This is a genomic window from Salmonella sp. 3C (assembly GCF_025426275.1).
Taxonomy (GTDB): Bacteria; Pseudomonadota; Gammaproteobacteria; order Enterobacterales; family Enterobacteriaceae; genus Salmonella; species Salmonella enterica.
The window spans coordinates 1,850,325-1,867,356 of sequence record NZ_CP104858.1; the positions used below are offsets into that span (position 1 = coordinate 1,850,325).

The 17,032-nt window shown below is 52.8% G+C and carries 17 protein-coding genes; 11 read left to right on the forward strand and 6 right to left on the reverse strand.

The features are described 5' to 3' along the window. Window positions 1-158: 158 nt before the first annotated feature. On the forward strand, window positions 159-215 hold the full coding sequence (ysgD, locus tag N7E69_RS08820) for a YsgD/CorL family protein (protein ID WP_212723238.1): 57 nt from the start codon (window positions 159-161) through the stop codon (window positions 213-215). A 155-nt stretch (window positions 216-370) separates the two neighbouring features. Next, on the forward strand, window positions 371-1,321 hold the full coding sequence (corA, locus tag N7E69_RS08825) for a magnesium/cobalt transporter CorA (RefSeq protein ID WP_000947139.1): 951 nt from the start codon (window positions 371-373) through the stop codon (window positions 1,319-1,321). A 47-nt stretch (window positions 1,322-1,368) separates the two neighbouring features. Here corA and N7E69_RS08830 read toward each other — a convergent pair whose 3' ends face one another. Continuing rightward, window positions 1,369-1,749: a hypothetical protein gene (locus N7E69_RS08830; RefSeq protein ID WP_000619297.1), complete on the reverse strand. Its 381-nt coding sequence runs from the start codon at window positions 1,747-1,749 to the stop codon at window positions 1,369-1,371. A 174-nt stretch (window positions 1,750-1,923) separates the two neighbouring features. Here N7E69_RS08830 and N7E69_RS08835 point away from each other — a divergent pair, with 174 nt between their 5' ends. Then, the gene (locus tag N7E69_RS08835) at window positions 1,924-2,220 is read left to right on the forward strand and encodes a hypothetical protein (RefSeq protein ID WP_001170054.1); all 297 of its coding nucleotides are present in this window, start codon (window positions 1,924-1,926) and stop codon (window positions 2,218-2,220) included. Window positions 2,221-2,259: 39 nt separating this feature from the next. On the opposite strand, the gene rarD is transcribed toward N7E69_RS08835, so the two are convergent. Continuing rightward, on the reverse strand, window positions 2,260-3,147 hold the full coding sequence (rarD, locus tag N7E69_RS08840; protein WP_000339081.1) for an EamA family transporter RarD: 888 nt from the start codon (window positions 3,145-3,147) through the stop codon (window positions 2,260-2,262). Between the two features lie 43 nt (window positions 3,148-3,190). Further along, window positions 3,191-3,658, reverse strand: coding sequence for an acyl-CoA thioesterase YigI (gene yigI, locus N7E69_RS08845; RefSeq protein WP_001277136.1), 468 nt, complete (start codon window positions 3,656-3,658; stop codon window positions 3,191-3,193). Window positions 3,659-3,822: 164 nt separating this feature from the next. Here yigI and pldA point away from each other — a divergent pair, with 164 nt between their 5' ends. The 3 genes from pldA to rhtC all read left to right on the forward strand — a co-directional run bounded on the left by pldA (window position 3,823) and on the right by rhtC (window position 7,289). Next, window positions 3,823-4,692, forward strand: a complete 870-nt coding sequence (pldA, locus tag N7E69_RS08850) for a phospholipase A (RefSeq protein WP_001201692.1) — start codon at window positions 3,823-3,825, stop codon at window positions 4,690-4,692. An 83-nt stretch (window positions 4,693-4,775) separates the two neighbouring features. Beyond that, window positions 4,776-6,605, forward strand: coding sequence for an ATP-dependent DNA helicase RecQ (gene recQ / locus N7E69_RS08855; protein WP_001664819.1), 1,830 nt, complete (start codon window positions 4,776-4,778; stop codon window positions 6,603-6,605). A 63-nt stretch (window positions 6,606-6,668) separates the two neighbouring features. After that, window positions 6,669-7,289 (forward strand): threonine export protein RhtC, encoded by a 621-nt coding sequence (gene rhtC, locus N7E69_RS08860; protein ID WP_000928814.1) that lies wholly within the window; start codon window positions 6,669-6,671, stop codon window positions 7,287-7,289. A gap of 39 nt (window positions 7,290-7,328) precedes the next feature. On the opposite strand, the gene rhtB is transcribed toward rhtC, so the two are convergent. After that, window positions 7,329-7,949: a homoserine/homoserine lactone efflux protein gene (gene rhtB, locus N7E69_RS08865; RefSeq protein WP_000142525.1), complete on the reverse strand. Its 621-nt coding sequence runs from the start codon at window positions 7,947-7,949 to the stop codon at window positions 7,329-7,331. A 110-nt stretch (window positions 7,950-8,059) separates the two neighbouring features. Here rhtB and pldB point away from each other — a divergent pair, with 110 nt between their 5' ends. The 3 genes from pldB to N7E69_RS08880 all read left to right on the forward strand — a co-directional run bounded on the left by pldB (window position 8,060) and on the right by N7E69_RS08880 (window position 10,872). After that, window positions 8,060-9,076, forward strand: coding sequence for a lysophospholipase L2 (gene pldB, locus N7E69_RS08870; RefSeq protein WP_000487685.1), 1,017 nt, complete (start codon window positions 8,060-8,062; stop codon window positions 9,074-9,076). Between the two features lie 15 nt (window positions 9,077-9,091). Beyond that, the gene (gene yigL / locus N7E69_RS08875; protein ID WP_000285338.1) at window positions 9,092-9,892 is read left to right on the forward strand and encodes a sugar/pyridoxal phosphate phosphatase YigL; all 801 of its coding nucleotides are present in this window, start codon (window positions 9,092-9,094) and stop codon (window positions 9,890-9,892) included. 80 nt (window positions 9,893-9,972) lie between these two features. Beyond that, window positions 9,973-10,872, forward strand: coding sequence for a carboxylate/amino acid/amine transporter (locus N7E69_RS08880; RefSeq protein WP_001196257.1), 900 nt, complete (start codon window positions 9,973-9,975; stop codon window positions 10,870-10,872). Here N7E69_RS08880 and metR read toward each other — a convergent pair. After that, window positions 10,760-11,713, reverse strand: coding sequence for an HTH-type transcriptional regulator MetR (gene metR / locus N7E69_RS08885; RefSeq protein ID WP_000569791.1), 954 nt, complete (start codon window positions 11,711-11,713; stop codon window positions 10,760-10,762). The genes N7E69_RS08880 and metR overlap by 113 nt on opposite strands. Before the next feature lie 248 nt (window positions 11,714-11,961). Between metR and metE the strand changes: the two genes are divergently transcribed. Together metE and N7E69_RS08895 are read left to right on the forward strand one after the other, a co-directional pair. Beyond that, window positions 11,962-14,226 (forward strand): 5-methyltetrahydropteroyltriglutamate--homocysteine S-methyltransferase, encoded by a 2,265-nt coding sequence (metE, locus tag N7E69_RS08890; protein WP_000154200.1) that lies wholly within the window; start codon window positions 11,962-11,964, stop codon window positions 14,224-14,226. A 342-nt stretch (window positions 14,227-14,568) separates the two neighbouring features. Further along, window positions 14,569-15,912, forward strand: a complete 1,344-nt coding sequence (locus tag N7E69_RS08895; RefSeq protein ID WP_000017955.1) for an anaerobic sulfatase maturase — start codon at window positions 14,569-14,571, stop codon at window positions 15,910-15,912. Between the two features lie 79 nt (window positions 15,913-15,991). Here the strand turns inward: N7E69_RS08895 and N7E69_RS08900 are convergent, their stop codons facing one another. After that, window positions 15,992-16,747, reverse strand: coding sequence for a dienelactone hydrolase family protein (locus N7E69_RS08900; RefSeq protein WP_000582017.1), 756 nt, complete (start codon window positions 16,745-16,747; stop codon window positions 15,992-15,994). Window positions 16,748-17,032: the final 285 nt, after the last annotated feature.

The window sequence follows — 17,032 nt, forward strand, 5'->3', positions numbered from 1 at the left end:
ATTGATGTTAATATTCTGAAATCATAGATAAATACTCTCACTCTGCTAACCTTTCTGCATAAGGGGAAATTATTGCTTTTTCGCGTTTCGTTGCGTGTTGACGGCAAATTTTTGCTGGCGTAACATGCGCCCACGATTACGCTAAGAGGACATTCGCCTTGGACACACCCAGTAGATACTGGCTCATTATCCTGTCATCCAGGATCAACTCCTAAGGCTATCCCTTTTTGCTGATAGCCTTAGCGGTTGTCAGCGACCTTTCATTTTTTCCCGTCGCGTTGAGTCAGGCTGTTTAATGGTCTGAAACCCAATTTGTTTCTGTGTGCCCATCTGAACTGTCCGATATTTTTACGCATTGGGAGTCCCGGTCATGCTGAGCGCATTTCAACTGGAAAAAAACCGACTGACCCGGCTGGAAGTCGAGGAGTCACAAAGCCTGATTGATGCCGTATGGGTCGATTTGGTCGAACCGGACGACGACGAGCGATTGCGCGTACAATCTGAGCTGGGCCAGAGTCTGGCGACGCGTCCTGAACTGGAAGATATCGAAGCATCCGCGCGCTTCTTTGAAGACGAAGACGGACTGCATATCCACTCCTTCTTCTTCTTCGAAGATGCGGAAGATCATGCCGGTAACTCTACGGTGGCATTCACTATTCGCGATGGCCGTCTGTTTACGCTGCGTGAACGTGAACTGCCCGCCTTCCGTTTGTATCGTATGCGCGCCCGCAGCCAGGCGATGGTCGACGGTAATGCTTATGAATTACTGCTCGATCTGTTCGAAACCAAAATTGAACAGCTAGCGGATGAGATCGAAAACATTTACAGCGATCTGGAAAAACTGAGCCGCGTCATTATGGAAGGGCATCAGGGCGATGAATACGACGAAGCGCTCTCCACGCTGGCGGAGCTGGAAGATATCGGCTGGAAAGTACGCCTGTGTCTGATGGATACCCAGCGCGCGCTGAACTTCCTGGTGCGCAAGGCGCGCTTACCGGGCGGACAGCTGGAGCAGGCGCGTGAGATCCTGCGCGATATCGAATCTCTGCTACCGCACAATGAATCGCTGTTCCAGAAGGTGAACTTCCTGATGCAGGCGGCGATGGGGTTCATCAACATCGAGCAGAACCGCATTATCAAAATCTTCTCGGTGGTTTCCGTGGTGTTCCTGCCGCCGACGCTGGTCGCTTCCAGCTATGGGATGAACTTCGAGTTTATGCCGGAACTTAAGTGGAGCTTTGGTTATCCAGGCGCGATTATCTTTATGATTCTGGCGGGGCTTGCGCCGTATCTGTACTTTAAGCGTAAGAACTGGTTGTAAAATATACGGACTGGCGATTTAACCGCCAGTCCGTTGGAAGTTCTTCATCATGAGGAAAGTTCTTGTTTTGAAGAAGCGATGAAAGATAGCAGTAGTGTTGTGAGTATTACCCAGGCAATATTGAGTTGTATACCAATGTTATCGCAATCAGCCCCATTGAGTGCGACACTGACTGTACAGAAGACATTTACACCTATAGACAATGCGATGAAATAAAGTGCCCTGCAACCTGAATCTCTGATTCTCTTCGCGCCAATATTAATATGGATATAGGTATTGGCAATAATAAATATTAAATTAAGATATTGGTTTTTAGGCATTATAGTAAATAATATTATCCACGATGATAATGTATAAATAACAAATTTTGCTCGCTTCAATGTATCCCTTGGGGAAGGGTGAAAAATATCTTTAATAATCCTAATCATATTATTTTTTCCATATTGATAACCAACTTCAGATCTCACATGTAAATATATTACACTGAATTTTCTAATGACAGCAATGGTAATTAATGTCATGATAATTACGCTGTACAGCAATCGATAATAATTAAATATATTATCTGGTAATTAACAATTTCAATGAATGGATTTCATAAAATGCAAAAGAAAAATTTCTGGCAAATTTATTTTGGTAAAGACCCTTTTTCTAAAGCCGAATTCATTAAAGCTTGGATTGGATGGTGGGTGATTGCTATTGTCCTGCTCGGTGTACTGTCGATTTGTACTTCATTAAATTTGAGGGGGATTGGAATAGCGTTGGGATTCGGCTTTTGCCAGATCCATGCCCGCTATTTAACGTTTGTTGGTTGGAATAAGTTTATTGGTGTGTTGGGCGTGTTTCCAGTAACAAATATTATATTATTTATTGTATTGCTATTTACTAAGAAGAAATAACATAAAATGGCAGCCAGATAATAGCTGCCATTTTATTATTTAATGCTTACGCCGCTGCGTATAAATCGCATCCATCACGAAAATCGCCAGCGCGACCCAGATAAACGCAAATGTCACCATCTTATCCGCGCCCGGCACTTCGCCATAAAACGTCACCGCCAGTAAAAACATCAGCGTTGGGCCGATATACTGGAAAAAGCCCAGTGTAGAAAGACGCAGACGCGTAGCCGCTCCGGTGAAGCACAGCAGCGGAATCGTAGTGACCACACCCGCCGCCATTAACAGCAAGTTCAACGATAGTGCGTTTTGTCCCATATGGCTGGTAGGGCTATCGGCGATGCCAAACAGATAAATTGCCGCGACCGGCAACAGCCATAGCGTTTCGACCAGCATACCCGTCTGCGCTTCAACGGCGATCTTCTTACGCACCAGGCCGTAAAACGCAAAACTAAACGCCAGCCCCAGCGCGATAATCGGCAGTGAACCAAACGTCCAGAGTTGCACCAGCACGCCGCACACCGCCAGAATCACCGCCAGCCACTGCATTCGACGGAAGCGTTCGCCAAGAAAAATCATCCCCAGCAAGATGTTAACCAGTGGATTAATGAAATAACCCAGGCTGGCCTCCAGCATATGGTGATTATTTACCGCCCAAATGAATAATAGCCAGTTACCGCCGACCAGTACGGCGGACAGGGCCAGCAGGAAAATCTTCTTTGGCGTTTTCAGTAAGCGCTTAACCTGTCGCCACTGCCGGCTGACGCTAAGCAGCGCCACCATAAAGAAAAATGACCAAATCACGCGGTGCGTCAGGATCTCATCTGCGGGAACGTAATAGATCAGCTTGAAATACGCGGGGGCGATCCCCCAAATAAAATAGGCGGCAAGAGCGAGTAATACGCCCTGCCGTGTTTGTTTTGCGTCCATCCGGAAAACTCGTATCTGAATTGTAACAACAGTTTACCTGCTTTTATCCCACCATATAAGTAGCGGTGGCGCTGGCGATGTACAGCTGATCTTCATTGTGTAATTCCACGCGGGCGACGGCCACTTTATTCCCTGCGCGCAGCAGGCTACTGGTGGCCGTAAAGCGGTTGCCTCTGCCCGGACGCAGGTAGTCAACGCGCAGGTCAATCGTTCCCATCCGCGACAGGCGCTGGCGTAGTTCATCTTCGCTGATGGTTTCGTGGCGAGTTAGCGTGCTGCCGACGCATACCAGTCCGGCGGCGACATCCAGCGCAGAGGCGATCACGCCGCCGTGTAAAATGCTTTGCGCCCAGTTGCCGACCATCATCGGCTGGTTGTTGAAGGCCAGTTGGGCGAACGCTTTTTCATAGCGTTCCAGCTCCAGCCCTAACGCCCGATTAAACGGCATGTGGTAGACAAACATTTCACCCACTAATTTCAGAGCTTGTTCAGCGGTAAGTACAGCGGACATAGATTCCTGACACTCCATTGGTTAATGAAATGTTGATATTATGCTTCTTAATTGTTGTTTTCTACTTTAAGAAGGGATAACTAACGGCTATGTGTGTAAATATGTAAAAATGGTTGGCAGAGAATGATTCAAGCTGAAAATACTTCGTCAGGAGAACGTCAAGAATGCGGGCGATTTTGAGAGGGTTGTTGCCAGCCACGCTACTGCCATTAGCGGCATATGCACAAGAAGCTACGATAAAAGAGGTTCATGATGCGCCTGCAGTACGGGGAAGTATCATCGCTAACATGCTACAGGAGCATGATAACCCTTTTACGCTTTACCCTTATGACACGAACTACTTGATCTACACGAACACCAGCGATCTGAACAAAGAGGCCATAAGTACCTACAACTGGTCTGAAAACGCACGTAAAGATGAAGTGAAATTTCAGTTGAGCCTGGCGTTTCCGCTGTGGCGCGGAATACTGGGGCCGAACTCGGTACTGGGCGCTTCCTATACGCAGAAATCCTGGTGGCAGCTTTCCAACAGTAAAGAGTCTTCGCCGTTTCGCGAAACCAACTACGAACCGCAGCTTTTTCTTGGTTTTGCTACCGATTATCGCTTTGCCGGCTGGACGCTGCGCGACGTAGAGATGGGCTACAACCATGACTCTAACGGACGTTCGGACCCCACCTCGCGTAGCTGGAACCGTCTGTATACCCGTCTGATGGCCGAAAACGGTAACTGGCTGGTAGAGGTCAAACCGTGGTACGTGATTGGCAGTACCGACGATAATCCGGACATCACCAAATATATGGGTTATTACCAGCTTAAAATCGGTTATCACCTGGGCGAGGCGGTATTAAGCGCCAAAGGCCAGTACAACTGGAATACAGGCTACGGCGGCGCGGAAGTTGGATTAAGCTATCCGGTCACCAAACATGTCCGGCTTTATACCCAGGTGTACAGCGGCTATGGCGAATCGCTGATCGACTATAATTTTAATCAGACACGTGTCGGCGTCGGCGTGATGCTTAACGATATCTTCTGATTGGATTGTGTTTTAAACATTGCAGTTTCTCTCGCAGGCGCTGAAAATAGCGCCTGTTTTGATTTATGGTGAACGGGGTTAATGTGGCGCAGGCGGAAGTGTTGAATCTGGAATCAGGGGCCAAACAGGTTTTGCAGGAAACCTTTGGCTACCAACAGTTTCGCCCGGGCCAGGAAGCGATTATTGATACTGCGCTCTCCGGTCGCGACTGTCTGGTCGTCATGCCCACCGGCGGCGGCAAATCTCTGTGCTATCAAATCCCCGCGTTGTTGCTGGACGGGTTGACCGTCGTCGTTTCGCCCCTGATCTCGTTGATGAAAGACCAGGTCGATCAGCTACTGGCGAACGGGGTGGCGGCGGCGTGCCTGAACTCCACTCAAAGCCGCGAGCAGCAGCTTGAGGTGATGGCGGGGTGCCGTACCGGACAGATTCGTCTGCTGTATATTGCGCCGGAACGCCTGATGCTGGACAACTTTCTTGATCATCTGGCGCACTGGAATCCGGTATTGCTGGCGGTGGATGAAGCGCACTGTATCTCGCAATGGGGACATGATTTCCGTCCGGAATATGCGGCGCTCGGTCAGCTTCGCCAGCGTTTTCCCGCTTTGCCGTTTATGGCATTGACCGCCACCGCCGACGACACCACGCGCCTGGATATTATTCGTCTGCTTGGGCTTAACGATCCGTTAATCCAGATCAGTAGCTTTGACCGACCGAATATCCGCTACATGCTGATGGAGAAGTTTAAGCCGCTCGACCAGCTAATGCGCTATGTTCAGGAGCAACGCGGCAAATCGGGTATCATCTACTGCAACAGTCGGGCGAAAGTGGAAGATACCGCCGCGCGCTTGCAAAGTCGCGGCATTAGCGCGGCGGCCTATCATGCGGGGCTGGAAAACGCTATTCGCGCCGATGTGCAGGAAAAATTTCAGCGCGACGATCTGCAAATCGTGGTGGCGACCGTCGCTTTTGGAATGGGCATAAACAAACCTAACGTACGTTTCGTCGTGCATTTCGATATCCCGCGTAATATTGAATCCTACTATCAGGAAACGGGCCGCGCCGGGCGCGACGGACTGCCTGCGGAAGCCATGCTATTTTACGATCCGGCTGACATGGCCTGGCTACGTCGTTGTCTGGAAGAGAAACCAGCCGGACAGCTTCAGGATATTGAACGGCATAAACTGAATGCGATGGGCGCTTTTGCTGAAGCGCAAACCTGCCGCCGCCTGGTATTGCTTAATTACTTTGGCGAAGGCCGACAAGAACCGTGCGGCAACTGCGATATCTGTCTCGATCCGCCCAAACAATATGATGGCTTAAACGATGCCCAGATTGCGCTTTCTACCATTGGTCGGGTTAACCAGCGTTTTGGCATGGGCTACGTTGTCGAGGTGATCCGCGGCGCGAATAACCAACGCATCCGCGATTTCGGTCATGACAAACTCAAGGTTTATGGCATGGGACGCGAAAAGAGCCATGAGCACTGGGTGAGCGTGATTCGCCAGCTCATTCATCTGGGGCTGGTAATGCAAAATATTGCGCAGCACTCCGCATTACAGTTGACGGATGCCGCGCGTCCGGTACTCCGTGGAGACGTTCCGCTAAAGCTTGCGGTGCCGCGCATCGTCGCCCTCAAACCCCGCGTGATGCAGAAATCGTTCGGCGGTAATTACGATCGCAAATTGTTCGCTAAGTTGCGCAAGCTGCGTAAAGCTATCGCTGATGAAGAGAATATCCCGCCGTATGTGGTCTTTAACGACGCCACGTTGATAGAAATGGCGGAACAGATGCCGGTTTCCGCCAGCGAGATGTTAAGCGTTAACGGGGTTGGGATGCGCAAACTGGAGCGCTTCGGGAAAGAATTTATGGCGCTCATCCGCGCGCATGTCGATGGTGATGACGAAGAGTAGTCAGCCCGGCAAAAAAGTGCCAGGATGGTGACTCACTGAGCTATTTCCCCGCGAGCCATTTTTATGTTGATGCTATTTTTCACCGTGGCAATGGTGCACATCGTTGCGCTAATGAGCCCCGGCCCCGACTTTTTCTTCGTGTCTCAAACTGCTGTCAGCCGTTCGCGTAAAGAAGCGATGATGGGCGTACTGGGCATTACCTGCGGCGTGATGGTATGGGCGGGCGTGGCGCTGCTTGGCCTGCATCTCATCATCGAAAAAATGGCCTGGCTGCATACGATCATTATGGTAGGCGGCGGCCTGTACCTGTGCTGGATGGGCTATCAGATGCTGCGCGGCGCGCTGAAAAAACAGGATGCGGCGGCGTCTTCTCCGCACATTGAACTGGCGCAGAGCGGGCGCAGTTTTCTCAAAGGGCTGTTGACCAATCTGTCGAATCCTAAAGCGATTATCTATTTTGGTTCCGTTTTTTCACTGTTTGTCGGCGATAACGTCGGCGCTGCGGCGCGCTGGGGTATTTTCGCGTTAATCACCCTGGAAACGCTGGCCTGGTTTACCGTAGTCGCCAGCCTGTTCGCGCTGCCGAAAATGCGCCGCGGCTATCAGCGTCTGGCGAAATGGATTGATGGCTTTGCCGGCGCTCTGTTTGCGGGCTTTGGTATTCACCTGATTATTTCGCGCTAATTTACCTCCGTGCCGGATAAACATCATCCGGCACGACTATCACGCGTGTCTTGCCGACGCCAGGAGCGCGCCTACCAGCATAAACAACGAACCAAACGCTTTATTCAGCGCCTTCATCTGCTTTGGTCCTTTAATCCAGGCGGCAATGCGCTGCGCCAGCGTGGCGTAACCGGTCATCACAATCATATCCACCACAATCGTGGTGACGCCGAGAATGAGGTACTGCGCCAGTTGCGGTTGCTGCGGCATGATGAATTGCGGAAACAGGGCGGCAAGAAAGACAATGCTTTTGGGATTGGTTAGATTGACAAATATCGCCCGTTTGAAGAGCCGACCCCGTGATTGCGTCTGGGCGAGAGTATGCAGATCGATAGCGCCTGCGGCGCGCCACTGCTGAATACCCAGCCAGATAAGATAAGCCGCGCCAGCCCATTTCAGGATTTCAAAAGCGATGAGCGAGCGCGAAAAGAGCGTACCCAGTCCGACGCCCACCAGTACGATATGTATCCCCAGCCCGGTCTGGAGTCCGGCGATAGAAGCCACTGCGCCACGATATCCATGGTTGATAGACGTCGTCATGGTATTGATGGCGCCTGAACCCGGAGAAAGACTCAGCAGAGTTGAGGTCAGTAGATAGGCGAACCACCATTCAAAGGTCATGCGAAACTCCCTGGTTGTCTGTTTTTGTGCCACAATACGCTACTGCCGCTGTGTTGTGTCAGGCACGACGCAAAAAACGATTTTACCTGGTAAACGAGGCCGAAAACCCGATGTTTCAGCAGCAAAATGACTGGGAAACAAGAGAAAATGCGTTTGCCGCTTTTGCTATGGGGCCGCTGACCGATTTCTGGCGTCAGCGGGAAGAGGCGGAGTTTATCGGCGTGGGTAACATTCCGGTGCGCTTTGTCCGTTTTCGAAATGATTCCAACGATCGGACGATCGTCATTTGTCCTGGCCGCATTGAGAGTTATGTAAAATACGCTGAACTGGCGTATGACCTTTTTCATCTCGGTTTTGATATCTTCATCATCGACCACCGTGGTCAAGGGCGCTCCGGGCGGATGTTATCGGACCCGCATCGGGGTCATGTCGATCATTTTAACGATTATGTTGAGGACTTAGCGGCGTTCTGGCAGCAGGAAATTGAGCCGGGGCCGTGGCGTAAGCGTTATATCCTGGCGCACTCAATGGGGGGCGCGATAGCCACCCTGTTCCTGCAACGCCATCGTGTGCGGTGCGACGCTATTGCGCTCACCGCGCCGATGTTTGGTATTGTGATACGCTTGCCTTCCTTTATGGTGCGCCATATTCTCGACTGGGCCGAGGGGCACCAGCGTATCCGTGAAGATTACGCTATTGGTACCGGTCAGTGGCGGGCGTTGCCGTTTGGGATGAATGCGCTGACCCACAGCCGCCAGCGTTATCAGCGCAACTTACGATTTTATGCCGACGAGCCGCAGCTGCGCGTTGGCGGCCCCACCTGGCATTGGGTACGCGAAGGCATTCTGGCGGGTGAGCAGGTTTTGGCTGGGGCGAGCGATGACACGACGCCTACGCTACTGATTCAGGCGGAAGAAGAGCGGGTAGTGGATAACCGCACCCACGATCGTTTTTGTGAAATTCGCGCCGCGGCGGGATACCCTTGTGAAGGGGGAAAACCGCTGGTTATCAAAGGCGCGTACCATGAGATCCTTTTTGAAAAGGACGCCATGCGCTCAGTCGCGCTTAACGCCATTGTTGAATTTTTCAACAAGCCTAATTTATCCAGCGGAAATCGCTTTGCTTAGAGGTTAAATTTTATTATGTATCAGGTTGTTGCGTCTGATTTAGATGGCACGCTGCTCTCCCCCGACCATACGTTGTCCCCTTATGCCAAAGAGACTCTGAAGCTGTTGACCGCACGCGGCATCCATTTTGTCTTTGCCACTGGTCGTCATCATGTCGATGTAGGGCAAATCCGCGATAATCTTGAAATCAAGTCTTACATGATCACCTCCAACGGCGCGCGAGTGCACGATACCGACGGGAATTTGGTTTTTACGCATAATCTGGACAGCGACATTGCCAGCGACCTGTTCGGGGTGGTGAATGCGAACCCGGACATCGTGACTAACGTTTATCGCGACGACGAATGGTTTATGAATCGTCATCGCCCCGATGAAATGCGTTTTTTCAAAGAGGCGGTATTTAACTACTCGTTGTTTGAGCCTGCGCTGCTGGAGCCGGAGGGCGTCAGCAAAGTGTTTTTCACCAGCGACACTCATGAAAAGTTGTTGCCGCTGGAGCAGGCGATTAACGCGCGCTGGGGCGATCGGGTAAACGTGAGCTTCTCTACGCTAACCTGTCTGGAAGTGATGGCGGGCGGAGTGTCGAAAGGTCATGCGCTGGAAGCGGTCGCTCAGGCGATGGGGTACAGTCTGAAAGAGTGTATCGCCTTTGGCGACGGAATGAACGACGCTGAAATGCTCACGATGGCGGGCAAAGGCTGCATCATGGGCAATGCGCACCAGCGTCTGAAAGACCTGTATCCCGAACTTGAGGTGATCGGCATCAACGCGGATAACGCCGTGCCGCATTACCTGCGCGATCTTTTCTTACGCTGATGTGATTGTTTGTTAGTTGACCAGTTGTCAACTTCACTCTCCGCTACAATGGGTGTTCCCTGTTTTAAGAGACATCCATTGTGGCGCTACTCATCATTACCACTATCCTGTGGGCTTTCTCCTTTAGTTTATTTGGCGAGTATCTTGCCGGGCATGTCGATAGCTATTTCGCGGTGCTGATACGCGTTGGGCTGGCGGCGCTCGTTTTTCTGCCGTTTTTGCGTACTCGCGGGCACAACCTAAAAACCATCAGCCTGTATATGCTGGTGGGGGCGATGCAGCTTGGCATCATGTATATGTTGAGCTTCCATGCTTACCTCTATCTGACCGTATCCGAACTGCTGCTGTTTACCGTTCTGACGCCGCTCTATATCACGCTGATTTACGATGTGATGAGTCAGCGTCGTTTGCGCTGGGGCTATGCATTTAGCGCGTTGCTGGCGGTGATTGGCGCCGGGATTATTCGCTACGATCGCGTGACCGACCATTTTTGGGTCGGTTTGCTCCTGGTGCAGCTTTCTAATATCAGTTTCGCTATCGGAATGGTGGGGTATAAACGTCTGATGGAGACCCGTCCCATGCCGCAGCACAACGCCTTTGCATGGTTCTATCTGGGGGCGTTTTTGGTGGCGGCGGTGGCGTGGTCGCTGTTGGGGAACGCGCAAAAGCTGCCGGAAACCACGCTGCAATGGAGCATTCTGGTGTTTCTCGGCGTGGTGGCGTCCGGCATTGGCTACTTTATGTGGAACTATGGCGCTACCCAGGTAGATGCCGGGACGCTGGGTATCATGAATAATATGCATGTTCCCGCAGGACTACTGGTTAATCTTGCCATCTGGCATCAGCAGCCCCACTGGCCAAGCTTTATTACAGGCGCGGCTGTGATCCTGGCTTCGCTGTGGGTGCATCGAAAATGGGTCGCTCCGCGCTCCGCACAAACGGCAGATGATCGCAGGCGTGATCCCGCGTCGAGCGAATAAACGCCTCGGTCACCGCCTGACGCTGGTCGCCGTCGCGCACGGCGGCATACAGGCGGCTCCACAGACCATCGCCCAGGGTTTTGGTCACCACCAGACCCTGGCGCTCAACGCTTTCCACCACCCAGTGCGGCAGGGCGGCAATGCCCATTCTGGCCGCCACCATCTGAATCAGCAGTAGCGTATTATCCACGCTTTTCAGCAGCGGACTGATACCCGCCGGTTGCAGGAAATGTCGCCAGACATCCAGTCGGCTGCGCTGCACCGGGTAAATCAACAGCGTTTCGCTGGCTAAATCTTCCGGCGTAATCTGCGTTTTGCTAGCCAGCGGATGGTCGGGCGCCAGCACCAGTCGGACTTCAAAATCAAACATCGGCGAATAATGCAGCCCGCTGCGCGGCAAAATATCCGACGTCATCACCAAATCCAGCTCGCCTTGTTGCAAGGCCGGTTGCGGATCAAAAGTGACGCCGGATGTGAAATCCATTTCTACCTGCGGCCAGCTTGCACGGAAGTTTTCCAGCGCCGGGGTCAGCCACTGAATACAGCTATGACATTCAATAGCGATGCGCAGACGAGTTTGCTGCGGTTTGTTGCACGCCTGCAGCGCACGGCTGATTTGCGGCAGCACCTGGTTTGCCAGTTGCAGCAGAACTTCCCCCTGCGGCGTAAAGCGCAGCGGCTGGCTTTTACGCACGAACAGGCGGAAGCCAAGGCGTTGTTCCAGATCGCTGAACTGATGAGACAGAGCGGATTGGGTCTGGTGCAGCACCGCCGCCGCGGCAGCCAGCGATCCACTATTCCGCAATGCCTGGAGTGTTTTCAGATGTTTAATTTCGATCATGAAAGTCCTTCACTTCGCCATGAACAAATTGCGCTTGAGGAATATACAGTACCTTTACATTATGGATGTGTAAACATCCAGACGTCTAAAACTCGTCATATTTCGACTTGCAGATGCGTTGGCTTCCTTGCTTACCCCAGTCACTTACTTCAGTAAGCTCCTGGGGATGCGCTGTGTCGCCGCCTTCCTGCAAGCCGAACTATTTAGAGTTTTACTTTCAGATTCAATAAAATAAGAGAGGAAGTAAAATGACAATATTGACTCATACCCTCGGTTTTCCTCGCGTTGGCCTGCGTCGCGAGTTGAAAAAAGCGCAAGAGAGCTACTGGGCGGGGAACACAACGCGTGAAGCGTTACTGACGGTGGGGCGCGAACTGCGCGCGCGTCACTGGGAGCAGCAGAAACAAGCGGGTATTGACCTGTTACCGGTAGGCGACTTTGCCTGGTACGACCATGTTCTGACCACCAGCCTGCTGTTAGGCAATGTGCCGGCTCGTCATCAGAACAACGACGGTTCCGTGGACATCGACACTCTGTTCCGCATTGGCCGCGGTCGCGCGCCAACCGGCGAACCGGCGGCGGCAGCGGAAATGACCAAATGGTTTAATACTAACTATCACTACATAGTACCGGAGTTCAGCAAAGGCCAGCAGTTCAGACTCACCTGGACACAGTTGCTGGAGGAGGTGGACGAAGCGCTGGCGCTGGGGCATAAGATCAAACCCGTACTGCTGGGGCCTGTCACGTATCTGTGGCTGGGTAAAGTGAAAGGCGAGCCGTTTGACCGCCTGACGTTGCTGAAAGACATTTTGCCGGTGTATCAGCACGTGCTGGCTGAACTGGCAAAACGTGGTATTGAGTGGGTCCAAATTGATGAGCCAGCGCTGGTGCTGGAACTGCCGCAGGCGTGGCTGGATGCCTTCAAACCGGCTTACGACGCGCTCGCCGGCCAGGTGAAGCTGTTGCTGACGACCTATTTTGAAGGCGTGACGCCAAACCTGGACACTATTATCGCGCTACCGGTACAGGGGCTACATGTTGACCTCATTCATGGCAAAGATGATGTAGCGGAACTGCATCAACGTCTGCCGGTCGACTGGCTGCTCTCCGCAGGCTTGATTAACGGGCGTAATGTCTGGCGCGCCGATTTGACCGAAAAATACGCGCAGATTAATGCCATTGTGGGCAAACGCGCGCTGTGGGTAGCATCCTCCTGCTCTTTGCTGCACAGCCCGATCGATCTCAGCGTCGAAACGCGTCTGGATACGGAAGTTAAAAGCTGGTTTGCCTTTGCGCTGCAAAAATGCGGTGAACTGGCGTTGCTGCGCGATGCGCTGAACAGCGGCGAAACGGCGGCGCTTGAGGAATGGAGCGCACCGATTCAGGCTCGTCGTCACTCCCGTCGCGTACATAATGCCGCGGTAGAAAAACGCCTGGCGGCGATCACCGCGCAGGACAGCCAGCGTGAGAATCCGTATGAGGTGCGCGCTGAAGCGCAACGCGCCCGCTTTAAACTTCCCGCCTGGCCGACGACGACTATCGGTTCGTTTCCGCAAACCACGGAAATTCGCGGCCTGCGTCTGGACTTCAAAAAGGGCAACCTCGACGCGAATAACTACCGCACCGGCATCGCCGAACATATCAAACAGGCTATCATCGAGCAGGAGCGTTTAGGGCTGGATGTGCTGGTACACGGCGAAGCCGAGCGAAACGACATGGTGGAATACTTCGGCGAGCATCTGGACGGCTTCGTCTTTACCCAGAATGGTTGGGTGCAAAGCTATGGCTCCCGCTGTGTGAAACCGCCGGTAGTGATTGGCGATATCAGCCGTCCGGCACCGATTACCGTGGAGTGGGCGAAATATGCCCAGTCGCTGACCGACAAGCCAGTAAAAGGGATGTTGACCGGCCCGGTGACTATTCTTTGCTGGTCATTCCCCCGCGAAGACGTGACCCGCGAAACGATTGCGAAACAGATTGCGCTGGCGCTGCGTGATGAAGTCGCGGATCTGGAGGCGGCGGGGATTGGGATTATTCAGATCGACGAACCGGCGCTGCGCGAAGGTCTACCGCTGCGTCGCAGCGACTGGGACGCCTATCTGGAATGGGGTGTGGAAGCCTTCCGCATCAACGCGGCGGTGGCGAAGGATGAAACCCAGATCCACACCCACATGTGTTACTGCGAGTTCAACGACATTATGGATTCGATCGCCGCGCTGGATGCGGATGTGATCACCATTGAGACCTCCCGCTCGGATATGGAGTTGCTGGAGTCGTTTGAAGCGTTCGACTACCCGAACGAAATCGGGCCGGGCGTGTACGATATTCACTCGCCGAACGTGCCGAGCGTCGAGTGGATTGAAGCCCTGCTGAAGAAGGCGGCACAGCGTATACCGGCACAACGCCTGTGGGTGAATCCGGACTGCGGTCTGAAAACTCGCGGTTGGCCTGAAACCCGCGCGGCGTTAGCGAACATGGTCAAAGCGGCGCACAATCTGCGTCAGGCGAAATAACCCATCCTGGCCGCTGCGTTTATCCGGCAGCAATGCGGCGCTACCCTTTGACGGGTAGCGCCCGTGCCTGACCTGATTAACAGCGCCTCTATCTCCTCTTTTTTCTCATTTCCCTTTTCTTATTTTCCGCGCTGTCTTTTTCAGGATCTGGCTATTTGGCGATCTTGATAATAAAAAGGTTCTCCGTATGAATGACAACCAGGCGGATAGCGTCCCTGGAAGCAGCGCGGCGGATTTTATTGCCTCGCAGATCGTTTTTCCTGTCATGATCGCCCAGCGCTCTCATAGCACAAAACGAGGTTTTCCATTCTGTTATGTTCCCTGGCGACGATAAACGTCGCATTGTCTCATGGCGCTGGTGAACCTTATTTTTTAACGGAGATGTCTGACATGGCGGTAGCAGGTTGTCACGTAATGGCCAAACCCGGCGGCGCGATCTGCAATATTGATTGCACATATTGCTTCTATCTTGAAAAAGAGGCGCTGTACCCGGAACGCAATAAAAACTGGCGGATGTCGGACGAGACGCTGGAACAATTTATACGCCAGCATATTGCCGCGCAGAGTGGCGACCGCATTGACTTTGCCTGGCAGGGCGGCGAACCGACCATGATGGGGCTACCGTTTTTCCGCCGGGTTGTCACATTATGTGAAAAGTACGGCGATGGGCGAAAAATCACTCATGCGTTGCAGACGAACGGCATCCTGGTGAATGACGAGTGGGCGCGCTTTTTCGCTGAACAGCATTTTCTCATCGGTCTCTCTATCGACGGCCCGGCGTCGTTACACAACCACTATCGGCTTAATCGCGCTGGAAAAGGAACTCATGAACAGGTCGTCGCAGCAATGGCGCGGCTTAAAGCGCACCATGTCGACTTTAATACCTTAACCGTCGTGGGAAAACATAACGTCGGTCATGCAGCAGACGTCTACGAATTTCTTCTGGCGGCGGGATCGCGTTTTATTCAGTTTATCCCGCTGGTGGAGCGAATGAGCACCGATAACTCATCGGTACTTAATCTGGTGATGCCCGGCGAAAGCGCGGCGACGCTGGCGCCATGGACGGTACCGTCGTGGCAATATGGCGAATTTCTCAACCAGATCTTTGATATCTGGGTTCGTCGCGACGTAGACCGCGTCTATGTGCAGATGTTTGACGTGGCGTTAGCCGCCTGGACGGCGCAGCAGCCGGTACTGTGTGTACATTCCGAGACTTGTGGACATGCCTTCGCGTTGGAGTCGAACGGCGATCTCTACAACTGCGACCACTTTGTCTACCCGGAGCATCTGCTGGGAAATATCCACCAGCACAGCATCAAAGCCTTAAATAATAGCGAGCGGGCTATTGCGTTTGGCGAGGCCAAGCGGGAGACCCTGACCGCCGATTGTCGTCGCTGTGACTACCGCTTTGCGTGTCATGGCGGCTGTCCGAAGCATCGCTTTGCCGTCTCGCCGTCCGGTCATCCTGCGCATAATTACTTGTGTGCGGGCTATAAGCATTTTTTCCAGCACGTTACGCCGTATATGAATGTCTGGCGGGAGCTGCTGGCGCAAGGCTATCCGATGGCATCGATCATGCGCTGGCTGGCGCAGGACGCGCGTAAAGACACAGGAGCCGTCAGTCGTAACCATCTCTGTCCCTGTGGCAGCGGCAAAAAATATAAAAAATGCTGTGGTAAAGCATAGCTAACGTGGCGATGACGCTTTGTTGAGCCTATACCGACTCCGGTCTCGTAGGCCCAACAAACATCGTAATGCGCTGTGGTTAGCCTTTTTTCCCGCCGTACTGCGCGAACCATTCCAGCATTCTTTGCCAGCCGTCTTTCGCTGAGGCTTCGTGGTAGCCCGGACGATAATCGGCATTAAACGCGTGCCCTGCATCGGGATAGACCACGATTTCCGCCTTCGCATTAGCGGCGCGTAGCGCCTGACGCATGGTTTCCACGCTCTCCTGTGGAATACTGGTATCCTGCCCGCCGTATAAACCCAGTACCGGCGCGTTAAGATCGGTGGCGATATCAACGGGATGCTTCGGCGAATTGAGTGACGTGTCGCCCACCAGCTTGCCGTACCATGCTACCGCCGCTTTTAACTGTGGGTTGTGCGCGGCGTACAGCCAGGTAATCCGGCCTCCCCAACAAAAACCGGTGATCATCAGCCGATGCGCATCCCCGCCGTTGCGCGAAGCCCAACTGGCGACGTGATCCAGGTCGGCAAGGACTTGCGAATCGGGTACTTTAGCCACCAGCCCGCTCAATAATGTGGGTATATCGGCGAAATCATTGGGGTCGCCTTCGCGGAAATAGAGCTCCGGCGCGATAGCGAGATAGCCTTCCAGCGCCAGTCGTCGGCAAATATCGCGAATGTGTTCATGTACGCCAAAAATTTCCTGTACCACAATGACCACCGGCAGCGCGCCGTCGCTCGCTTTTGGTCTGGCGTAATAGGCGGGCATATCGTCGCCCTGAGAGGGAATCGACGTTATCCCCGCGCTAATGGCCCCATCAGGCGTATGAATCATCGTAGGGGCAAGTGGGGAGGCTGCAGGTGCAAAGCCGGATGCGTTGTCATGGTATTCTCCGTACCCTTAAAAAATAGCGCAATCTTAACTATAGACAGTGTGTAACAAACCACATTGCCTTAAAGCGGCTATCTTTTGTGCAATGCCTGGCGATATTGATTATTTATTGTGATGAACATCACTTTTTAATGGTAAGCGAGTGCAATTGTTTTACGTCATAGTGATGGCTGTCACGAAAATATCTTTATGCCTTAGGTAAAGTGTCTCTTTGCTTCTTCTGACAAA

What these genes read in the sequence shown, in the direction of transcription:
- corA (WP_000947139.1), top strand. Translation starts at nt 371, where the DNA reads ATGCTGAGCGCATTTCAACTGGAAAAAAACCGACTGACCCGGCTGGAA.
- N7E69_RS08835 (WP_001170054.1), top strand. Translation starts at nt 1,924, where the DNA reads ATGCAAAAGAAAAATTTCTGGCAAATTTATTTTGGTAAAGACCCTTTT.
- N7E69_RS08830 (WP_000619297.1), bottom strand. Translation starts at nt 1,749, where the DNA reads ATGATTAGGATTATTAAAGATATTTTTCACCCTTCCCCAAGGGATACA.
- yigI (WP_001277136.1), bottom strand. Translation starts at nt 3,658, where the DNA reads ATGTCCGCTGTACTTACCGCTGAACAAGCTCTGAAATTAGTGGGTGAA.
- yigL (WP_000285338.1), top strand. Translation starts at nt 9,092, where the DNA reads ATGTATCAGGTTGTTGCGTCTGATTTAGATGGCACGCTGCTCTCCCCC.
- rarD (WP_000339081.1), bottom strand. Translation starts at nt 3,147, where the DNA reads ATGGACGCAAAACAAACACGGCAGGGCGTATTACTCGCTCTTGCCGCC.
- metR (WP_000569791.1), bottom strand. Translation starts at nt 11,713, where the DNA reads ATGATCGAAATTAAACATCTGAAAACACTCCAGGCATTGCGGAATAGT.
- rhtB (WP_000142525.1), bottom strand. Translation starts at nt 7,949, where the DNA reads ATGACCTTTGAATGGTGGTTCGCCTATCTACTGACCTCAACTCTGCTG.
- pldB (WP_000487685.1), top strand. Translation starts at nt 8,060, where the DNA reads ATGTTTCAGCAGCAAAATGACTGGGAAACAAGAGAAAATGCGTTTGCC.
- rhtC (WP_000928814.1), top strand. Translation starts at nt 6,669, where the DNA reads ATGTTGATGCTATTTTTCACCGTGGCAATGGTGCACATCGTTGCGCTA.
- N7E69_RS08900 (WP_000582017.1), bottom strand. Translation starts at nt 16,747, where the DNA reads ATGATTCATACGCCTGATGGGGCCATTAGCGCGGGGATAACGTCGATT.
- metE (WP_000154200.1), top strand. Translation starts at nt 11,962, where the DNA reads ATGACAATATTGACTCATACCCTCGGTTTTCCTCGCGTTGGCCTGCGT.
- pldA (WP_001201692.1), top strand. Translation starts at nt 3,823, where the DNA reads ATGCGGGCGATTTTGAGAGGGTTGTTGCCAGCCACGCTACTGCCATTA.